This window comes from Leifsonia sp. CL147 (assembly GCF_900114565.1).
Lineage (GTDB): Bacteria > Actinomycetota > Actinomycetes > Actinomycetales > Microbacteriaceae > Leifsonia.
Genome location: NZ_FOTM01000009.1, coordinates 77,045 through 94,540, shown reverse-complemented (window position 1 = coordinate 94,540; position 17,496 = coordinate 77,045). Strand labels below are relative to the sequence as shown.

The 17,496-nt window shown below is 69.4% G+C and carries 18 protein-coding genes; 7 read left to right on the top strand and 11 right to left on the bottom strand.

What is annotated here, in order from left to right; all coding sequences use genetic code 11:
• Positions 1-29 precede the first annotated feature (29 nt).
• Entirely contained in the window at positions 30-947 is a 918-nt protein-coding gene (locus BM287_RS09790) for a sigma-70 family RNA polymerase sigma factor (RefSeq protein ID WP_090038780.1), read from the top strand.
• Positions 948-994: 47 nt separating this feature from the next.
• On the opposite strand, the gene BM287_RS17825 is transcribed toward BM287_RS09790, so the two are convergent.
• The 6 genes from BM287_RS17825 to BM287_RS09765 form a co-directional block, all read right to left on the bottom strand.
• On the bottom strand, positions 995-1,138 hold the full coding sequence (locus tag BM287_RS17825) for a hypothetical protein (protein WP_170857499.1): 144 nt from the start codon (positions 1,136-1,138) through the stop codon (positions 995-997).
• Positions 1,139-1,370: 232 nt separating this feature from the next.
• Entirely contained in the window at positions 1,371-1,760 is a 390-nt protein-coding gene (gene rplL / locus BM287_RS09785) for a 50S ribosomal protein L7/L12 (protein WP_090038782.1), read from the bottom strand.
• A gap of 53 nt (positions 1,761-1,813) precedes the next feature.
• Positions 1,814-2,329: a 50S ribosomal protein L10 gene (gene rplJ, locus BM287_RS09780; protein WP_090038784.1), complete on the bottom strand. Its 516-nt coding sequence runs from the start codon at positions 2,327-2,329 to the stop codon at positions 1,814-1,816.
• Positions 2,330-2,567: 238 nt separating this feature from the next.
• A complete protein-coding gene (locus BM287_RS09775; protein WP_090038786.1) occupies positions 2,568-4,175 on the bottom strand; it encodes a sensor histidine kinase in 1,608 nt (535 codons plus the stop codon).
• Positions 4,172-4,942, bottom strand: a complete 771-nt coding sequence (locus BM287_RS09770) for a response regulator transcription factor (RefSeq protein ID WP_280140942.1) — start codon at positions 4,940-4,942, stop codon at positions 4,172-4,174. The genes BM287_RS09775 and BM287_RS09770 overlap by 4 nt, the downstream gene beginning before the upstream one ends.
• A gap of 35 nt (positions 4,943-4,977) precedes the next feature.
• Positions 4,978-5,979 (bottom strand): acyltransferase family protein, encoded by a 1,002-nt coding sequence (locus tag BM287_RS09765; RefSeq protein ID WP_280140941.1) that lies wholly within the window; start codon positions 5,977-5,979, stop codon positions 4,978-4,980.
• Between the two features lie 153 nt (positions 5,980-6,132).
• On the opposite strand from BM287_RS09765, the gene BM287_RS09760 reads away from it, so the two are divergent.
• From BM287_RS09760 to BM287_RS09745, 4 genes are all read left to right on the top strand, one after another.
• On the top strand, positions 6,133-7,638 hold the full coding sequence (locus BM287_RS09760) for an ABC transporter permease (protein ID WP_090038792.1): 1,506 nt from the start codon (positions 6,133-6,135) through the stop codon (positions 7,636-7,638).
• Positions 7,639-7,719: 81 nt separating this feature from the next.
• Complete coding sequence (locus BM287_RS09755) at positions 7,720-8,391, top strand: ABC transporter ATP-binding protein (RefSeq protein WP_090038794.1); 672 nt, start codon at positions 7,720-7,722, stop codon at positions 8,389-8,391.
• Positions 8,392-8,571: 180 nt separating this feature from the next.
• On the top strand, positions 8,572-10,113 hold the full coding sequence (locus BM287_RS09750; RefSeq protein WP_090038796.1) for an ABC transporter permease: 1,542 nt from the start codon (positions 8,572-8,574) through the stop codon (positions 10,111-10,113).
• A 31-nt stretch (positions 10,114-10,144) separates the two neighbouring features.
• Complete coding sequence (locus tag BM287_RS09745; RefSeq protein WP_090038797.1) at positions 10,145-10,816, top strand: ABC transporter ATP-binding protein; 672 nt, start codon at positions 10,145-10,147, stop codon at positions 10,814-10,816.
• A gap of 13 nt (positions 10,817-10,829) precedes the next feature.
• Here the strand turns inward: BM287_RS09745 and BM287_RS09740 are convergent, their stop codons facing one another.
• The gene (locus BM287_RS09740; protein WP_244528123.1) at positions 10,830-11,426 is read right to left on the bottom strand and encodes a pentapeptide repeat-containing protein; all 597 of its coding nucleotides are present in this window, start codon (positions 11,424-11,426) and stop codon (positions 10,830-10,832) included.
• Between the two features lie 65 nt (positions 11,427-11,491).
• Between BM287_RS09740 and BM287_RS09735 the strand changes: the two genes are divergently transcribed.
• Complete coding sequence (locus BM287_RS09735) at positions 11,492-12,043, top strand: isochorismatase family protein (protein WP_090038801.1); 552 nt, start codon at positions 11,492-11,494, stop codon at positions 12,041-12,043.
• 48 nt (positions 12,044-12,091) lie between these two features.
• Here the strand turns inward: BM287_RS09735 and BM287_RS09730 are convergent, their stop codons facing one another.
• The 4 genes from BM287_RS09730 to BM287_RS09715 are packed head-to-tail and all read right to left on the bottom strand — an operon-like array spanning position 12,092 to position 16,144.
• Positions 12,092-13,141, bottom strand: a complete 1,050-nt coding sequence (locus BM287_RS09730; protein WP_090038803.1) for a sugar phosphate isomerase/epimerase family protein — start codon at positions 13,139-13,141, stop codon at positions 12,092-12,094.
• On the bottom strand, positions 13,138-14,280 hold the full coding sequence (locus tag BM287_RS09725; RefSeq protein ID WP_244528121.1) for a Gfo/Idh/MocA family protein: 1,143 nt from the start codon (positions 14,278-14,280) through the stop codon (positions 13,138-13,140). The genes BM287_RS09730 and BM287_RS09725 overlap by 4 nt, the downstream gene beginning before the upstream one ends.
• Before the next feature lie 11 nt (positions 14,281-14,291).
• On the bottom strand, positions 14,292-15,404 hold the full coding sequence (locus BM287_RS09720; RefSeq protein WP_090038806.1) for a Gfo/Idh/MocA family protein: 1,113 nt from the start codon (positions 15,402-15,404) through the stop codon (positions 14,292-14,294).
• Positions 15,401-16,144, bottom strand: coding sequence for a sugar phosphate isomerase/epimerase family protein (locus BM287_RS09715; protein WP_090038807.1), 744 nt, complete (start codon positions 16,142-16,144; stop codon positions 15,401-15,403). The genes BM287_RS09720 and BM287_RS09715 overlap by 4 nt, the downstream gene beginning before the upstream one ends.
• Positions 16,145-16,287: 143 nt before the next feature.
• Here BM287_RS09715 and BM287_RS09710 point away from each other — a divergent pair, with 143 nt between their 5' ends.
• Entirely contained in the window at positions 16,288-17,478 is a 1,191-nt protein-coding gene (locus BM287_RS09710; protein ID WP_090038947.1) for an ROK family transcriptional regulator, read from the top strand.
• Positions 17,479-17,496 lie beyond the last annotated feature (18 nt).

Below are 17,496 nucleotides of genomic sequence, written 5' to 3'. Positions count from 1 at the left end.
GGTGACGAGCGAGAGGAAGTGGATGTGACATGACCGACGCAGCAGGACTCGCGGCACAGTTCGAAACAGCACGGCCGCGGCTCACCGCGATCGCGACGCGGCTGCTGTCCTCGGCGGCCGACGCGGAGGACGCCGTGCAGGAGACGTGGATGCGCCTGAGCCGGACCGACACCTCCGGGATCGAGAACCTGGGCGCGTGGCTCACCACGGTGGTCTCGCGCGTCTGCCTCGACCTGCTGCGGTCTCCCCGACGCACGCGCGAGCGGTCCTGGCAGGTGATGCCGTGGGCGGAGGAGCCGGTCTCGGCCGTCGGTGACCCCGAGATCGAGGTAGAGCAGGGCGACCGGGTGGCGACCGCTCTGCTGCTCGTGCTCGACGCCCTCAGCCCCGCCGAGCGGATCGCCTTCGTCCTGCACGACGTCTTCGGCCGTCCGTTCGACGAGGTCGCCGACGCCCTCGGCCGTTCTCCGCAAGCGGCACGACAGCTCGCCTCCCGCGCCAGGAGGCGTCTGCACGGCTCCGCCTCCCCCGGCTCCGGCTCCCTGGGCTCCGGCTCCCCCGGCTCCGGCGTCCCGTTCCGGAATCCGCGCCGGGAGCGCGCCCTCGTGGAGGCGTGGCTCGCGGCGGCACGGGAGGGCGACCTCGACCGTCTGCTCGCTCTGCTCGACGACGGCGTCGTGCTGGACGCGGACTACGGGACGGCGCAGCAGCACCTCATCGGCCCGTCTGCGATCGCCGCCCAGGCGGTGCTCGCCGGCCGGCTCGCCCTCCACTCCACACCCGTCCGGCTCGGCGGACGTCCCGGCGTCGTTGCCGTGCTGTCCGGCCGGGTCGTCTCGCTGGTGGCCTTCGAATTCGAGGGCGACCGGATCGCGCGACTCGACGTCCTCGCGGACCCCGCACGGATCGACGGGCTCGGCGTCGCGGCCCTGCTCGGCCTGACATGACGAAAAGCGCCCCCGGCCGGTCAGGCCGGGAGCGCTTCGCGTGGTTGTCACCGCAGGTAGCGCTCGTAGAGGAGGGCCCTGCGGTACAGATCCGGCGGGTGGCGGCCGTCGTCGCGGTCGTCCCCGTGAAGGATGGCGTGGCCGAGGCTGCGCAGGAGCGCAGCGCAGGCACGCCAGGTGGTCGAACTCATCGTTGCTCTTCTTCCGGTTGCGCGTCCTCGCACACCGATGCACGCGCAGGCGCGATCGGACGCGGAAATGGATGAGCATCCGCGTCCGCGCGTCCGCTTAACGCACGGAGGGCGTCGCCCCGTTGTCGGGGGCGACGCCCTCCGCAACGCGGACACTCTCTTATTGGGAGGAGTCCGCGTCGCGATCAGACGACTGTCAGCCTGTCTGCAGAAGAGCCCCGAGGGGCATCGACTACTTGAGGGTGACGGTGGCGCCAGCCTCTTCGAGCTGGGCCTTCGCCTTCTCGGCGGTCTCCTTGTTGGCGCCCTCGAGCACGTTGCTCGGTGCGCCGTCAACGAGGGCCTTCGCCTCACCGAGGCCGAGGCTGGTGAGGGCGCGCACCTCCTTGATGACCTGGATCTTCTTCTCACCGGCGGCCTCGAGGACGACGTCGAAGGAATCCTTCTCCTCGACCTCTTCGGCAGCGGCGCCCGCACCACCGGCGGCCGGGGCGGCCACGGCGACGGGGGCGGCGGCGGTGACCTCGAAGGTCTCCTCGAACTTCTTCACGAACTCGCTGAGCTCAATGAGCGTGAGCTCCTTGAACGCGTCGAGCAGCTCCTCAGTCGACAGCTTTGCCATTGTTCTCTCCTTAGTGTGTGTGGTTACTCACCGCTGGCCTGGTCCGTGAGGACTCAGGCAGCGGACTCCTGCTTCTCACGCAGCGCGTCGACCGTGCGAACGGCCTTCGACAGCGGTGCGTTGAACAGATATGCGGCTCCGAACAGCGAGGCCTTGAAGGCGCCGGCCAGCTTGGCCAGCAGTACCTCACGGGACTCGAGGTCGGCGAGCTTGCCTACCTCTTCTGCGGTCAGGGCGTTACCGTCGAAGTAACCGCCCTTGACCACCAGCAGAGGGTTTGCCTTGGCGAAGTCACGCAGCGACTTCGCGACGGCGACAGGGTCACCGTGCACGAAGGCGATCGCCGACGGCCCGGCGAGCTCTTCGTCGAACGACGAAATGCCTGCCTTGTTGGCCGCGATCTTGGTCAGCGTGTTCTTCACCACGGCGTAGGTCGCGTGCTCACTGATGGATGTGCGCAGCTGCTTGAGCTGAGCGACAGTGAGACCGCGGTACTCGGTCAGCAGAACGGCGGACGAGCTCGTGAACAGGTTCTCGAGCTCGGCAACCGTGGCTTCCTTGTTCGCCATGGCCTACTCCTCAATCTTCTTGTCGCACACCGCGGGAGCGGTGCGCCACCGCCGGCCCCTGGCAAAGAAAAAAGCTCCGGCACAGGGCACGGAGCTGGGACCGCGAGAATTCACGGAGTCTGCTTCACACACCTGCGCGGGCCCCACCTGAGTGGATCTTCGGTCGTGCACGCACGACAACCAGCGGTCTTTGGCTCCGTACAGGCTACGGGATGGGCGGCGCCGCGCGCAAATCCACTCACGCGGCCGTCGGCGCGGCCGTCTGCTCGGCCGTCTGCTCGGCCGTCGGCGCGAGCGGAAGCGTGACGGTGAAGACGGTGTCCCCCGGCGCGCTGCTGACTGTCACCTCTCCGCCGTGCGCGTGCACGACGGCCTGGACGATCGCCAGCCCGAGTCCGGTCGATCCTGTGGCGCGGTTGCGCGAACTGTCCCCGCGCGCGAAGCGCTCGAAGAGCGTGTTCTGCAGCTCGTCCGGGATGCCGGGGCCGTCGTCCGCGATGGTGACGACCGCCTGACGGACGTCCTCATCCACCCGGAGTCCCGCGGTCACCTTCGTGCCCTCCGGAGTGTGGACGCGCGCGTTGGCCAGCAGGTTCATGAGCACCTGATGCAGGCGCGGAGCGTCTCCGACCACCTCCACCGGCTCGTCCGGGAGGTCGAGCGTCCACTCGTGGTCCGGTCCGGCGGCGTGCGCGTCGCTGACGGCATCGACCAGGAGCAGGGAGAGGTCGACCGGGTCGTGGTCGAGCTCACGACCCTCGTCCAGCCGGGCCAGCAGCAGGAGGTCCTCGACGAGCGAGGTCATCCGGGTCGCTTCGGACTCGATGCGCCCGAGCGAGTGCGTGACCTCCGGCGGCAGGTCGTGCGGCGCCCGGCGGGTGAGTTCGGCATAGCCGCGGATGGAGGCGAGCGGCGTCCGCAGCTCGTGGCTGGCGTCCGCGACGAACTGGCGCACCTTCTGCTCGCTCGCCTGGCGAGCGGTCAGCGCCGAGGCCACGTGGCCGAGCATCCGGTTCAGCGCCGAACCCACCTTGCCGACCTCGGTGTGCTGGTCGGTGTCGGCCTCCGGCACGCGGACGGACAGCGCGACGTCGCCGCGGTCGAGCGGCAGGGAGGCGACCTGCTCGGCGGTGCCGGCCACGCGCTCCAGCGGGCGCATGGCGAAGCGGACCACGACGCTCGCCAGCAGGAAGGCGAAGACGAGCCCCGACAGGGTCACGAGCAGGATCACGAGGGTCAGCCGGCCGACGGTCGCGTTCACGTCGCTGAGCGGGAGCCCGATGATGACGCTGTCGCCGTTGCTGAGCTCGGCGGCCGCGATGCGGTAGGAACCGAGGGAGGGACCGAGATCGACGGTCCGCGGCCGCTCGTCCGCCGGGACGCTGAGGAGCGCCAGACCGTCGATGGTGACCTGCTTGGGGCCGAGCGGCTGATTCGTCGACGACGTCGGCCGGTCGGCGAGGATCACCGGCGGGAACAGCAGACCGCCGTCCGAGCTCCGGACGGCGCCGAGGGTTCCCGTCGGCTGTCCCGGCGTCTGCACGACCCCGGCGGCCTCCGGCACCGTGGGACCGCCGCCGTTGATCCGGTCGGCGGCGTGCTGTCCGCGGATGAGCGCCGACGTGAGCTGGGCATCCAATCGCTGCATCAGGTAGTTCTGCAGCGCGAACACGCTGACCGTCCCGATCACGGCGCCCAGCACCGCGAGCATCGCCACCACGACGAGCACGACCCGGCTGCGGAGCGTCCACGAGCGGATCGGGCGGAGGTGCGGGAACCGGCTCGCGGTCGGCGTGCCCGCCGGTGTCTCGGTCTTCGGGGGGCCCGCGATGCGGGCGGAGGTCATTGTGCAGCCTTCACCATGTAGCCGGCGCCGCGGACGGTGTGGATCATCGGGGTGCGGCCGGCGTCGATCTTCTTGCGCAGGTAGGAGATGTACAGCTCGACGACGCTGGAGGAGCCGCCGAAGTCGTAGCTCCACACCCGGTCGAGGATCTGCGCCTTGCTCAGCACGCGCCGGGGATTGCGCATCAGGAAGCGCAGCAGCTCGAACTCCGTGGCGGTCAGCTGGATGGGCTCTCCGTTGCGGTGCACCTCGTAGCTGTCCTCGTCGAGCACCAGGTCGCCGACGATGAGCACCGGGTCCTCGTGGTCGGCCACCGCCGCGCGCGAGCGGCGCAGCAGTCCCCGGAGGCGCGCGACCAGCTCTTCCAGGCTGAAGGGCTTCGTGACGTAGTCGTCGCCTCCTGCCGTGAGCCCCGCGATGCGGTCGTCGAGCGAGTCCTTCGCGGTGAGGAAGAGGACGGGGGCCTCGTTGCCGTCGGCGCGCATCCGCGACAGAACCTGGAGGCCGTCGATGTCGGGGAGCATGATGTCGAGCACCACGACATCGGGCTTGAACTCGCGCGAGAGCTGCAGGGCCTGCTGGCCCGTCGACGCGGTCTTGACGTCCCAGTCCTCATAGTGCAGGGCCATGGCCAGCAGGTCGGTCAGCGTCGCCTCGTCGTCCACGACGAGCACACGGATGGCGCTGCCGTCGGAGCGGCGCAGGAGGGACCGGGGCTGGCTGGAGGAGCCGGAGGCGGTACGCGCGTTGATCGTCACCTTTCCCATTATGAGGCGGTGGATGGATGGCCTCTTTGTGGAACCTATGAAGTGTCTGAGCGGGCGGATGCTCGAAGGATCCGCTTCAGTCGCCTGAGGAGGAGTGCTGCCGCCACGGGGACGAGGACCGCCGCGAGGAGGATCCATTTCGGCTGCGCCGAGTATTGCTTCAGCTCCCAGATGACCAGGCTGTGGCTCAGAACGACGACGGTCGCCGTCCCCGCCACGGCGAGAACGGCGGGCACCGCCCACCGGGGCAGCCGGATGCTGCTGGCGGCCAGGATGAGCGCGGCCACGAACAGCACGGAGAGAAGCGGCATCACGATGGGAGTGCCGAGGATGCCGTTCTTCAGGTCCGGGGGCGTCACGGGCAGCACGCCTGTGAGGATCACGGCGCAGCCGAGCAGGATCGGCCCGATGAGACGCCGGAGCCGGATCCGGTGCCGGATCCGCTGCTGGACGGCGGCGATTCCACGGCCGGCGATGACGAAGCAGAGGCAGTAGAGGCCTTGCCCGATGCTGAGCGGCAGGGCGGCGAGCCAAGCCCCCCAGAATGTCCCCGCCGCCAGTGCTCCCAGTGCCACCACGGCCTGCTGCCAGGCGGCCAGTCTGCTGACGGGGATGTAGAGCAGCGTCGAGACGAAAAGCGCGCCGATGAACCAGAACGCGCCGAAAGGCTCGTGCCCGTTGCTCCCTCCCACGAAAGCTCCTCCGAGGTCGGCGATGTGGAGGCGGCCGACCGGGTTCGGGATGGCCATCGCGAGCGCGGAGACCACGAGCAGCCAGCCCACATAGGGGAGGACGAGGGTCACAGTCCGCGTTCTCAACTGGTCGTGGAACGGGCGTCCTGGCGTGAGGAAGTAGCCGGCGAGGGCGAAGAACAGTGGAACGTGCCAGGGGTACACCCACTGGTGGACGACGGGCGGCGTGTACACGTGGGCGAAGACCACCGCGAGGATCCCGAGAACCCGCAATCCGTCGATCGAAGCGTTGCGAGTGGATACCTGGCTGGCGGGATGTGGTCGGTGAAATGGCGACGTCGGCACATCTTTAATGACGCATCGCCCAGCGCGTCCTGACGGATATCTACCAACTCATACATGCATTTTGGTTTCAGATAGCTTACCCACAGGCATCGCCAACCCGCCCTGCTTAGCGTCCCCCGAGAAACCTTTTGCTCGATCACAGTTTGGATCTACATGTTCGGAACCTACCTACGGCGTGAGCTGCTCAACCGCCGCAAGCAGACGATCATCATCGCAACGGGCATGGCCCTCGCGATCGCACTCGTCATCATCGTCGACGCCACCTCCGCGGGAGTGAAGCAGGCGCAGGCGAGCGTCCTGGAATCCGTCTACGGGGTCGGCACGGACATCACCGTGAGCGAGCCGGTCTCGGCAGCTGCCTCCGGAGGCGGCCCCAAGTTCCAGTTCGGAGCCGGTGACGGGACCGACACCGGTGGATCCCGCCAGATCGACAGTGCCCGCCTGATTCCGGAACGCGGAACATCGACGATGGATGCGAAGGCGCTCGACACCATCCAGAAGGTCGGCAAGGTGACGGCCGCCGCATCCGTGCTGTCGCTGACCAATCTGACCTTCAGCGGCACCCTTCCCTCGTTCGACCAGCAGGCAGGGGGCGCGGGCGGCCCGGGCGGGGGAAGCGGCGGCAAGCAGGTCTTCATCGGCGGCGCGGACGGCGCCGGAGGCAGTGCGTTCGATGTCGACTCCTTCTCCGTACTGGGGCTCGATCCAGCCGGCCGGTCGGTCGGACCGCTCGCCGCGGTGACCACCACCGCGGGGCGAACGTTCACGGCAGCCGATGCGGGCAACGAGGTGGCCGTCCTCGATTCGAGCTACGCGAAGACCTCCGGCAAGGCGGTCGGCGACATGGTGACCATCGGCGGCAAGGACTTCACGGTCATCGGGACGGTCGCCTCCACGGACTCCGGCTTGGCCACGGCGTCCAACGCCTACATTCCGCTCGATGTGGCGCAGGAGCTCTCCGGCCAGACCGGCAAGGTCTCCTCGGTCTATGTGAGCGCCGCCTCCTCCGACGACGTCGCGCAGGTCGAATCCGATCTGGCGAAAGCCCTTCCCGGAGTGACCGTCAACACGCAGGCAGATCTCGCCTCCACCGTCTCGGGCTCGCTCGGGACGGCCGGAGGTCTGATCTCGAACCTGGGCACGTGGCTGTCGATCATCGTCCTCGCCGCGGCATTCCTCATCGCGATCCTCTTCACGATCTCCGGCGTCACGCGCCGGACCCGGGAGTTCGGCACGCTGAAGGCGATCGGCTGGTCCAATCGCCGCATCGTCGGCCAGGTCGCCGGCGAGTCCGTCGTGCAGGGCCTCATCGGGGGTCTCATCGGAGTGGCGGCCGGAATCCTCGGCATCGTGGTGATCAACCTGATCGCTCCCACACTCACCGGGACCCTGGGAAGCTCCTCCGCCGACGCCGGCCCGGTCGTCCGCGGGGCCGACGGAGCAACCGGGGGCGGCGGGCTGGGCGGGGGCGGCCCCTTCGAGGCTCTGCGCAAGGCGTCCGAGACCTCGGCGGACGTCACGCTCCACGCGCCCGTGACCGTCTGGATCATCGTCGCGGCTGTCGCTCTGGCCGTCCTCGGCGGCCTCCTCGCCGGAGCCGTCGGCGGGTGGCGCGCGTCCCGGCTGCGGCCCGCAGCCGCGCTGCGCTCCGTCGCCTGATCCCACCCTCGCCTGATCCCACCCTCGCCGGACCCCACCCTCGCCGGACCCCGGTGTCGCCCGATCCCTAGGAGAAGAACCGTGTACACACTCACGAACGTCACAAAGAACTACGCCCAGTCCAAGCGCGCGGTCGTCGCACTGAGCGATGTCAGTCTCGAGATCCCGGATGGCCAGCTGCTGGCCGTTCAGGGCCCTACCGGCGGCGGGAAGTCGACCTTGCTGCAGATGCTGGGAGCGCTCGACCGCCCGACCTCGGGCACCGTGCACCTGGGATCCGAAGAACTGTCGACGCTGCCCGACGGCCGCCTGGCACGGATTCGGGCGAAGGAGGTGGGCTTCGTCTTCCAGGGGTTCAACCTCATCCCGACGCTCACCGCGCAGGAGAACGTCGAGACGGCGCTGGCCCCACTCGGTCTGAAGGCGGCGGAACGCACGCGCCGCGCTGCGGATGCTCTCGCGTCCGTGGGTCTTGCGGACCGTGGGAGCCATCTCCCTCTGGAGCTCTCAGGAGGTCAGCAGCAGCGGGTGGCGATCGCGCGAGCGCTGGTCAAGGATCCCGCGGTACTCCTCGCGGATGAGCCCACCGGAAACCTGGACGAGGAGACGCGTGACGAGATCATGGAGCTGCTCGAGGGCCTGTGGCGTGATAGGGGGCTGACGGTGGTCATCGTCACGCATGACAGCGCCGTGGCCAAGCGCGCCGAACGGCGGGTCCGGATCAAGCAGGGCAAGGTGAAAGAGCTGGCCTGACACCCTGCGCCTACTCGTGCCCGTCCCAGCGACACCGGGGCGGGCACGATCCCTGTGACCTCTCTCCGACTCCGGGCTTCGGTGCACGGCAGACGCATAGCTACGTCATAGCGGTCCCCCCAACGCGGTGCTTAACCTCCGGCAAGAAGTTCATCCGAGACCACCACAGTTGGGAAGCCAATGTTCGGGACCTATCTGCGGCGAGAGCTGTTCAATCGCCGCAAGCAGACGATCATCATCGCGACGGGCATGGCCCTCGCGATCGCTCTCGTCATCATCGTCAACGCCGTCTCGGCCGGGGTCCGTCAGGCGCAGGAGAGCGTCCTGCAATCCGTGTACGGCGTAGGCACCGACATCACCGTCAGCCAGCCGGCCACCGCCCAGAACGCCACCGGCCTCCAAGGCCAGGGTGGAGGACCGCGGTTCGACTTCGGCGCGAACTCCGGCACCGACACCGGAACCGCCCGGCAGGTCAACACCTCGCGCCTGCAGGCGACGCGCGGCACGACGGTGATGAACGCATCCACTCTGAGCACCGTGCAGAAAGTGCAGAACGTGGCCTCCGCGGCGGCGGTGCTGTCGCTCACGAACACCAGCTTCAGCGGCACCCTCCCGAACTTCCAGCAGTTGCGGCAGCAGCGCCAGAGCGGCCAGGCGGCCTCGCCCACGGCTCCTCCCACGGGCGGAGCCGACGGAGCGGGTGGGAGCTCGTTCACAGTCGACTCCTTCTCGGTCCTCGGGCTGAACCCGGCCGGCAAGTCCGTCGGACCTCTGGCATCCGTCACCCTGACGGGCGGCCGCAGCTTCACCGCCGCCGACTCCGGCAAGGATGTCGTCGTCCTGGACGCCAGCTACGCGAAGTCGGCGAGCAAGACCGTCGGCGACACCGTCACCATCGGCGGGACCGGATTCTCGGTCATCGGGATCGTCACCTCCACCGGCTCCGACTCCACCACCGCGGCCAACGCCTACATCCCGCTCGATGTCGCCCAGACGCTGTCCGGGCAGACCGGCAAGATCTCCTCGGTGTACGTGAAGGCCGCTTCCAGCGGAGACATCGACCAGATCAAGACAGCGCTCACGAAGTCCATCCCCGGAGCGACGGTCAGCACGCAGGCCGACCTGGCCTCCACAGTCTCCGGCTCGCTGGGCAGCGCCGGCGCGCTCATCGCGAACCTCGGGACGTGGCTCTCGGTCATCGTGCTGGCAGCGGCGTTCCTCATCGCCATCCTGTTCACCATCTCGGGCGTCACGCGGCGAACGCGGGAGTTCGGAACGCTCAAAGCGATCGGCTGGTCGAACGGCCGGATCGTCGGGCAGGTCGCCGGCGAATCCGTGGTGCAGGGGCTGATCGGCGGTGTCATCGGCGTCGCGGTCGGCCTCCTCGGGGTACTCGTGGTGAACGTCATCTCCCCCACCCTGACCGGCAGCATCAGCCACGGCGGCGTGGCGACGGCGGCTGGACGCGGGACGGGCGCCGGCGCCGCGACCACGGGTACGGGAGGCCGCTTCGCCGGTTTCGGCGGCGGCGGCGGCGCTTTCAGCGGGTTGCGCCAAGCGTCCACCTCCACCGCGGACATCGCGCTGCATGCGCCGGTGACCGTCTGGATCATCGTCGGAGCCGTCGCGCTCGCCATCCTCGGCGGCCTCATCGCCGGCGCGGTCGGCGGCTGGCGCGCCTCCCGTCTCCGCCCCGCGGCCGCCCTGCGCTCTGTCGCCTGAACCCGGCCATCCCGCCCCCGAAGGAGCAACGATGTACACCCTCACCGATGTCACCAAGAGCTACACCCAGTCCAAGCGCACAGTGGTCGCCCTGAAGGATGTGACCCTCGAGATCCCGGACGGCCAGCTGGTCGCCATCCAGGGTCCCACCGGCGGGGGCAAGTCGACGCTGCTGCAGATGCTCGGCGCGCTCGACCGGCCGAGCTCCGGCTCGGTGCAGCTCGGATCGGACAGCCTCTCGAAGCAGCACGACGCCCGGCTGGCGAAGATCCGGGCGAAAGAGATCGGCTTCGTCTTCCAGGGCTTCAACCTCATCCCGACCCTGACCGCCCAGGAGAACGTCGAGACGGCCCTGGCGCCGCTCGGCGTCACCGCCGCCGACCGCAAGCGACGTGCTGCTGAGGCGCTCGCCTCGGTCGGGCTCGCGGACCGCGGCAACCACCTGCCGTCCGAGCTGTCCGGCGGTCAGCAGCAACGCGTGGCCATCGCCCGGGCACTGGTGAAGGACCCGGAGGTGCTCCTCGCCGACGAGCCGACCGGCAACCTGGACGAGGAGACCCGGGACGAGATCATGGACCTGCTCGAGGGCCTGTGGCGGGATCGCGGCCTCACCGTCATCATCGTCACCCATGACTCCGCGGTGGCGAAGCGGGCGCAGCGCCGGCTCCACATCAAGCACGGGCAGGTCAGCGAGGTCGCGTAGCGCCCTCGCCGGATCAGGGGACCGGGACGACGACCATCCCCATCGCTCCGGCGAGCACCACGGCCTGCCGCTCGTCGATGACGGTCCCGCGCAGCACGACGTCGGCCGGATCGATCCCGGTCAGATCGCTGCCGGCCAGCGATGCGGCGCTGAGGTCCGCGCCGGCGAGCGTGACCGCGCTGAGGTCGCATCCCTCGAACCGCGCTTCCTGGCAGCGCGCCTGGGTGAGATCCGCCTCCCGGAGCCGAACACCCTCGAAGGACGCCCCGCGGAGTTCGGCACGGGCAAGCCCGGTGAATGACCAGTTGCCGCCCTCTACCTTCAGCAACGCGAACTCGCAGCCATGGAAGGTGCTTCCGGTCAGCTTGCAGCGACGGAAGGTGGCGTCGAAGAAGTTGCACACGTCGAACCGGCAGTTCACGAAAGCCGAGTCGCTGTGCTCGCTCACGTTGAACCGGACGTTACGGAACACGCAATCGCTGAAGGTGGCGCCCGCGGTGCGCGCCTCCGTCAGGTCGACGTTCTCGAACACGACACCCGTGTACTCCACACTGTCGAGCTCGCGACCGTACCAGTCCTCGCCGCGGATGGCGGTTTCGCTGCTCGTCACGGATCGAGCGTAGCCCTGTGCGGGCGCACCCGCCGGGGCTAGCATCCTGTCTCGAAGGAGGAACGATGACGACTCTCGAGGGACGGCCGGCGAGCGCGCTGCTGGTGATCGATGTGCAGAACGGCGTGATCGGAGGCGCAGTGCGACGCGACGAGGTGGTCGGCACCATCCAACATCTCGTCGAGCGCGCGAGGCGGGAGGACGTGCCCGTGGTGTGGATCCAGCACTCGGACGACAACGTCCCCTACGGCAGCGACGCCTGGCAGTACGTGCCCGAACTGACGCGATCCGAGGAAGAGCCTCTGGTGCCCAAGGAGTACGCGGACGCCTTCGAGGACACGCGCCTGGAGGACGTGCTGGCGGCGGCCGGGGTCGGCCGGATCGTCGTCACGGGTTCGCAGACGGACGAGTGCATCCGGTCGACCATCCACGGTGGGATCGTTCGCGGGTACGACGTCACGCTGGTCGGGGATGCGCACACCACCGAGGACCTGTCCGCATGGGGCGCACCACCGCCCGAGCAGGTCATCGCCCACACCAACCTGTACTGGTCGAACCACCGCGCGCCCGGGCGTACGGCCGAGGTGGTCGACGCCGCGGACGTCGTCTTCGGCTGACGCCGGCTCACCATCGACCGGTTGCGCCGGCCGCTCGGGCCGCGGGGCTCAGTCCTGGTTGCTGAACGCCGCGTCGAAGGAGGCGGTCGGCTGCTTCCAGAGCAGCGAGCGGATGTAGCCGACGGCTTCCTTTGCCCCGTGCAGGCGGTCCATCCCGGCGTCCTCCCACTCGATCGAGATGGGGCCGGTGTACCCGATCGACTCGAGTGCGCGGAAGGCGTCCTCCCACGGAACATCGCCGTGGCCCGTGGAGACGAAGTCCCAGCCGCGCCGCGGGTCGCCCCACGGCAGGTGGGAGCCGAGGACGCCCGCGCGGCCGTTCTTCGGACGCAACCGTGTGTCCTTGCAGTCGACGTGATAGATGCGGTCCTGGAAGTCGACGATGAAGCCGACCGGGTCGATGTCCTGCCACATCATGTGCGACGGGTCCCAGTTGAAGCCGAACGCCTCGCGGTGGTCGATCGCCTCCAGAGTGCGGACGCTCGTCCAGTAGTCGTACGCGATCTCCGAGGGATGCACCTCGTGCGCGAACCGCACGCCTTCGCCGTCGAACACGTCGAGGATGGGGTTCCAGCGGTCGGCGAAGTCCTGGTAGCCGCGCTCGAACACCTCGGCCGGGACGGGCGGGAACTGCGCCACGTAGGGCCAGATGCTGGACCCGGTGAAGCCGACCACCGTGTCCACGCCGAGTCGGCGGGCGACCTTCGCGGTGAGCTTCAGTTCTTCTGCGGCGCGCTGACGCACCCCCTCGGGGTCGCCGTCGCCCCACACCTTCGAGCCGACGATGGCCTGATGGCGGAAGTCGATCGGATCATCGCAGACCGCCTGACCTTTCAGGTGGTTGCTGATCGCCCACACTTTCAGGCCGTACCTGTCCAGGATGTCGAGGCGGCCCTGCAGGTAGTCGTCGTCCTCCGCGGCACGCCAGACGTCGAGGTGCTCGCCGGAGCAGGCGATCTCCAAGCCGTCGTAGCCCCACTCGGACGCGTACCGGGCGACCTCCTCGAGGGTGAGGTCGGCCCACTGGCCGGTGAAGAGGGTGACCGGGTGCGTGCGGCCGGACTCGGCGTCGTTCCGGGGGGTGGTGTCGTCGGTCATTCGTTCGTTCCCATCTCGATCCAGGTGCCCGACTCGGCGGAGTCGATCACGGCGTCCGTGACCCGCACAGCGCGCAGGCCGTCGGCGAACCGCGGGAGGCCGTCGGGGTTCTCCCCCGCGACCGCCGCGTAGCTGTCGGCTACGAACGCGTTGAACGCGTCCTGATAGCCCTGGGGATGCCCCGAGGGCAGGACGCACAGCCGCGCCGCGTCCTCACTGAGCTGGTCGGCGTCCCGCGGGATGGTCAGGCTACCCTTCCTGCGGCCGATCCAGAGCGTCTCCGGCTGCTCCTGGTCGAAGGCGACGCTTTCGGCGCTGCCCGCGATCTCCAGCCAGAGGCGGTTCTTGCGGCCGGGCGCGACCTGGGACACGAGCAGCGTTCCGAGAGCGCCGGAGCGTGTCTCGATGACGACCGCGACAGCATCCTCCGTCGTGATGCCGGCGTGCGCCGCCCGCTCGGCGAACACCGTGCGCTTGGTGGCGACCACCCGGCTGACGCGGTCGCCGCTCACGAACTCGACGAGATCGACGAGGTGGGAGCCGATATCCGCGAACGCGCGCGAGCGACCGCCCTGCTCCGCATCCACGCGCCAGTTGTCGTCGCCGGAGCCCAGCAGCCAGTCCTGGAGGTAGGACGCGTTCACGCTGAGTACGCGGCCGGCCTCGCCCGAGGCGAACCGGGCCCGGGCCTCGCGCACCAGCGGATGGAACCGATAGACGAACGGCACGGTCGCCGTGCGCCCCCGGGCGGCAGCGACCATCCGCTCGGCGTCCGGGATGCTCGTCGCGATCGGCTTCTCGCAGACCACGTCCTTGCCGGAGGCGAGGACGGCCACTGCCTGGTCGGCGTGCAGGGCGTTCGGGGTGGTGACGTGGACCACGTCGATCGCGTCATCGGCCAGGAGCTCGTCGAGCGATCCGTAGGATCGGCCGATGCCGAGGCGTTCCGCCGCAGCTGCCGAGCGCTCCGGCGTCGAGGAGACGATGCCCGCGAGGTCGGCGCGCGCGGCCCGGACGGCCCGCGAGTGCACCTCGGCCATGAAGCCGCCACCGACGATCGCCACACGCAGCCGTGATCCGGCCGAGCTTCCGTCGCGGCGGCTGAGGCCGCCGCCGGTCAGCGCTGTCCCGTCCGTCATGTCGCTCATCCTCACACCAGGGTCGCCGCGAGCGGATCCCAGTCTTCGGCGAGCGCCGGCGTGACCTGCACGGTGCTTTCGATCTCGACCGGCCTCCGCGTCTCTCCCGCTTCGATCGTCGAGACCATGATGTCGAGCACGTGATACGCCTGCTCACCCGACGCCCGTTCCGGAACACCGGCGCGGATGGCCCGCGCCAGCTCAACGACACCGATGCCGCGGGTGTCCGTCGTCCCGGTCGAAGGGACGCTGTGGATGCCCTCGGCGTCGTGCACCTCCAGCTCGCCCTCGAACGTGTTCGGATCGGGCACGACGACCGTTGCCTCCAGACCGGCGACCTCGAACTGGGTCCGCTTGAGCTTGGAGTCGAAGCTGAACACCGACTGCGCCGTCTGACCGCTCTCGAACTCGTAGAGCGCGCTCACGTGCGTCGGGACCGTCACCGCGAACTCCTCGCCCGCCCGGGGTCCGGATCCGATCACGCGGGTCTCCCGCGCGCGGGATGCGCTCGCGCTCACGCGGGCGACCGGGCCGAACAGCTGAACGAGGGCTGTCAGGTAGTACGGGCCGATGTCGAACAGCGGGCCGGCGCCCTCCTGGAACAGGAAGTCGGGGTTGGGATGCCACGACTCGGGGCCCGGGCTCTGCATGAGCGTCAGAGCTGTCAGAGGTGCGCCGATGTCGCCGTGCTCGATCAGGCGGCGAGCCGACTGGATGCCCGACCCGAGGAACGTGTCGGGCGCCGTGGCGACGCGGAGGCCCTGAGCGTGCGCGGCCTGCAGCAGCTGCTGCCCGCTCGCGCGGTCGAGCGCGAAGGGCTTCTCGCTCCACACGTTCTTGCCGGCGGCGAGCACGTCCAGCGCCACCGCGACATGCACCTTCGGGATGGTGAGGTTGACCACGATCTCGATCGCATCGTCGGCGAGCAGTTGCTCGACGGTGCCCGAATCGGCCACCCCGAACTTCTCCGCCTGCGCCTGTGCCCGAGCGAGATCGATGTCGGCGACGAAGCGGACGTCGAGGTCCGGGAACGCCGTCAGGTTCTTCAGATACTCGTTGCTGATGACGCCGGCGCCGATGACCCCGACCCCGACGCGACCGGTCCGGCCCTGAGCGGCGCTCATGCGAGGCCCTTGGAGGTGAGGAAGGCGAAGCTGTCCGCGACGGCCTGGAACCGGTCGCCGCGCGAGTCGTCGAGCTCGATGACGCGGAGCGCATCCGGCGCCGCGGCGATGATCTGCTCGATCGGAAGCGAGCCCTGCCCCACGGCGACCTGATCCTTCGTCTCGGTGGTGCCGGGGCCGTCCTTGATGTGCAGTGCCACCACGCGGTCGCCGAGCTTCGGGAGCAGGGCCACCGGGTCGACGCCGCCGACGGTCACCCAGTAGGTGTCGACCTCGAGCACGACCTCCGGGGCCAGCTGTGCAGCGAAGAACTCGAGAGCGGTCGCGCCCTCGATCGTGCTCTCCAGCTCGTGGGCGTGATTGTGGTAGCCCACGCGCACCCCGTGCCGGGACGCGACCTCGGCCGCAGCGTTCAGCTGGTCGGCGATCTGCGCCACGTCATCCGCCGTCTGCCACCGGTCCGGAGCCACGAACGGGTCGATGACCGTCTCGACGCCGAGCTCTTTCGCTGCGCCGAAGACCTCGTCCAGGTCGCCGCCGATGAAGCTCTGGTGCGTGGTCGGAGCGGACAGGCCGGCCTCCGCCAGTCCGTCGCGCAACGCATCGCCGAAGGAGACGAACGCGAACGGCTCGACCTGGGTGAAACCGATGTCCGCGATCCGCTTGAGCGTACCGACCGTGTCTTCGGTCAGGAGCTCGCGCACCGTGTACAGCTGAACGGAGACTTTTGACGTCGACACTGTTCTCCTCGTCGAGTTGTGGGGATGGAGGCGCCGGATGGCGTGGGTCCATTCAAGTCCGACTTCTGCCGGATGTCAATCAAAAGTCGAGCGGGCGGAGCGGATCTTTGAGACGCCGCCCGGCAATGTGGTTCAATACCCTCATGACGGACAGCCCGCGCGACTCGGTGCTCGTCGCGGCAGACGCCGCGGAGTTGCTCGCGATCCTGCGCGACGGCATCCCGCGCACCCGCGCGCAGCTGGCCGAGACGACGGGGATGGCGCGCTCCACCATCGCCTCCCGCATCGACCTGCTGGCAGAAGCCGGTCTCGTGGCACCGGCGGGCGACGACGTGTCCTCCGGCGGGCGGCCTCCCTCCCGCATCCGCTTCAACCCGGACTCGCGGGTGGTGATCGCGATCGACCTCGGCGCCACCCACGGCGTGGTCGCCCTCGCGAACCTCGCGGGAACGATCACGGCCAGCGAGTCACGGCGGCTCCGGATCGCCGACGGGCCGTTGTCCGTGCTCGACTGGGCGCTCGAGGTCGCGAGCGAGCTGTTCATCGCCTCCGGCCGGCAGCCCGGGGAGCTCATCGGTGTCGGGGTCGGCGTCCCCGGCCCCGTGGAGCACTCGACCGGCCTTCCGGTCAACCCGCCGATCATGCCCGGCTGGGACCGCTTCGACATCCCGGGGTACATCCGCCGCGTCTTCGACGTTCCGGTGCTGGTCGACAACGACGTGAATCTGCTCGCCCTCGGCGAGCAGACGCTGATGTGGCCCGACGAGACCGACCTGCTCTACATCAAGGTCGCCACCGGTGTCGGCGCGGGGATCATCAGCGGCGGCCGGCTCCAGCGCGGCGCGCTCGGTTCCGCGGGCGACCTCGGGCACGTCCGCGTCCCGTTCGGCAGCGACACGCCCAGCCACGGCGAGCAGGACGCCGACCTCGAGTCCCTGGTCAGCGGGCCGGCGATCGCTCGCGCACTCACTGCGGCGGGCATCCCCGCTGAGACCAGCGACGACGTCGTCACCCTGGCACGCACCGGCAACCCCGCGGTGCAGAATGCGATCCGTCAGGCCGGGCGCGATCTCGGCGCGGTCGTCGCGACCTGCGTCAACCTCCTCAACCCGTCGATGATCGTCGTCGGCGGCAGCCTCTCTCGCGTCGGCGAGCAGCTCCTCGCCGGGATCCGCGAGGTCGTCTATCAGCGGTCCACGCCGCTGGCGACGCAGCACCTCACCATCACGGAGTCCCGCTCGGGCGAGACCGGCGGCGCGATCGGGGCGGCCATGATGGTCATCCAGCGGGCGCTCGATCCCGACGCCGGCACTGCCCGGTCCCTGTTCCGCTGACGGGCGGCATCCCGGAGC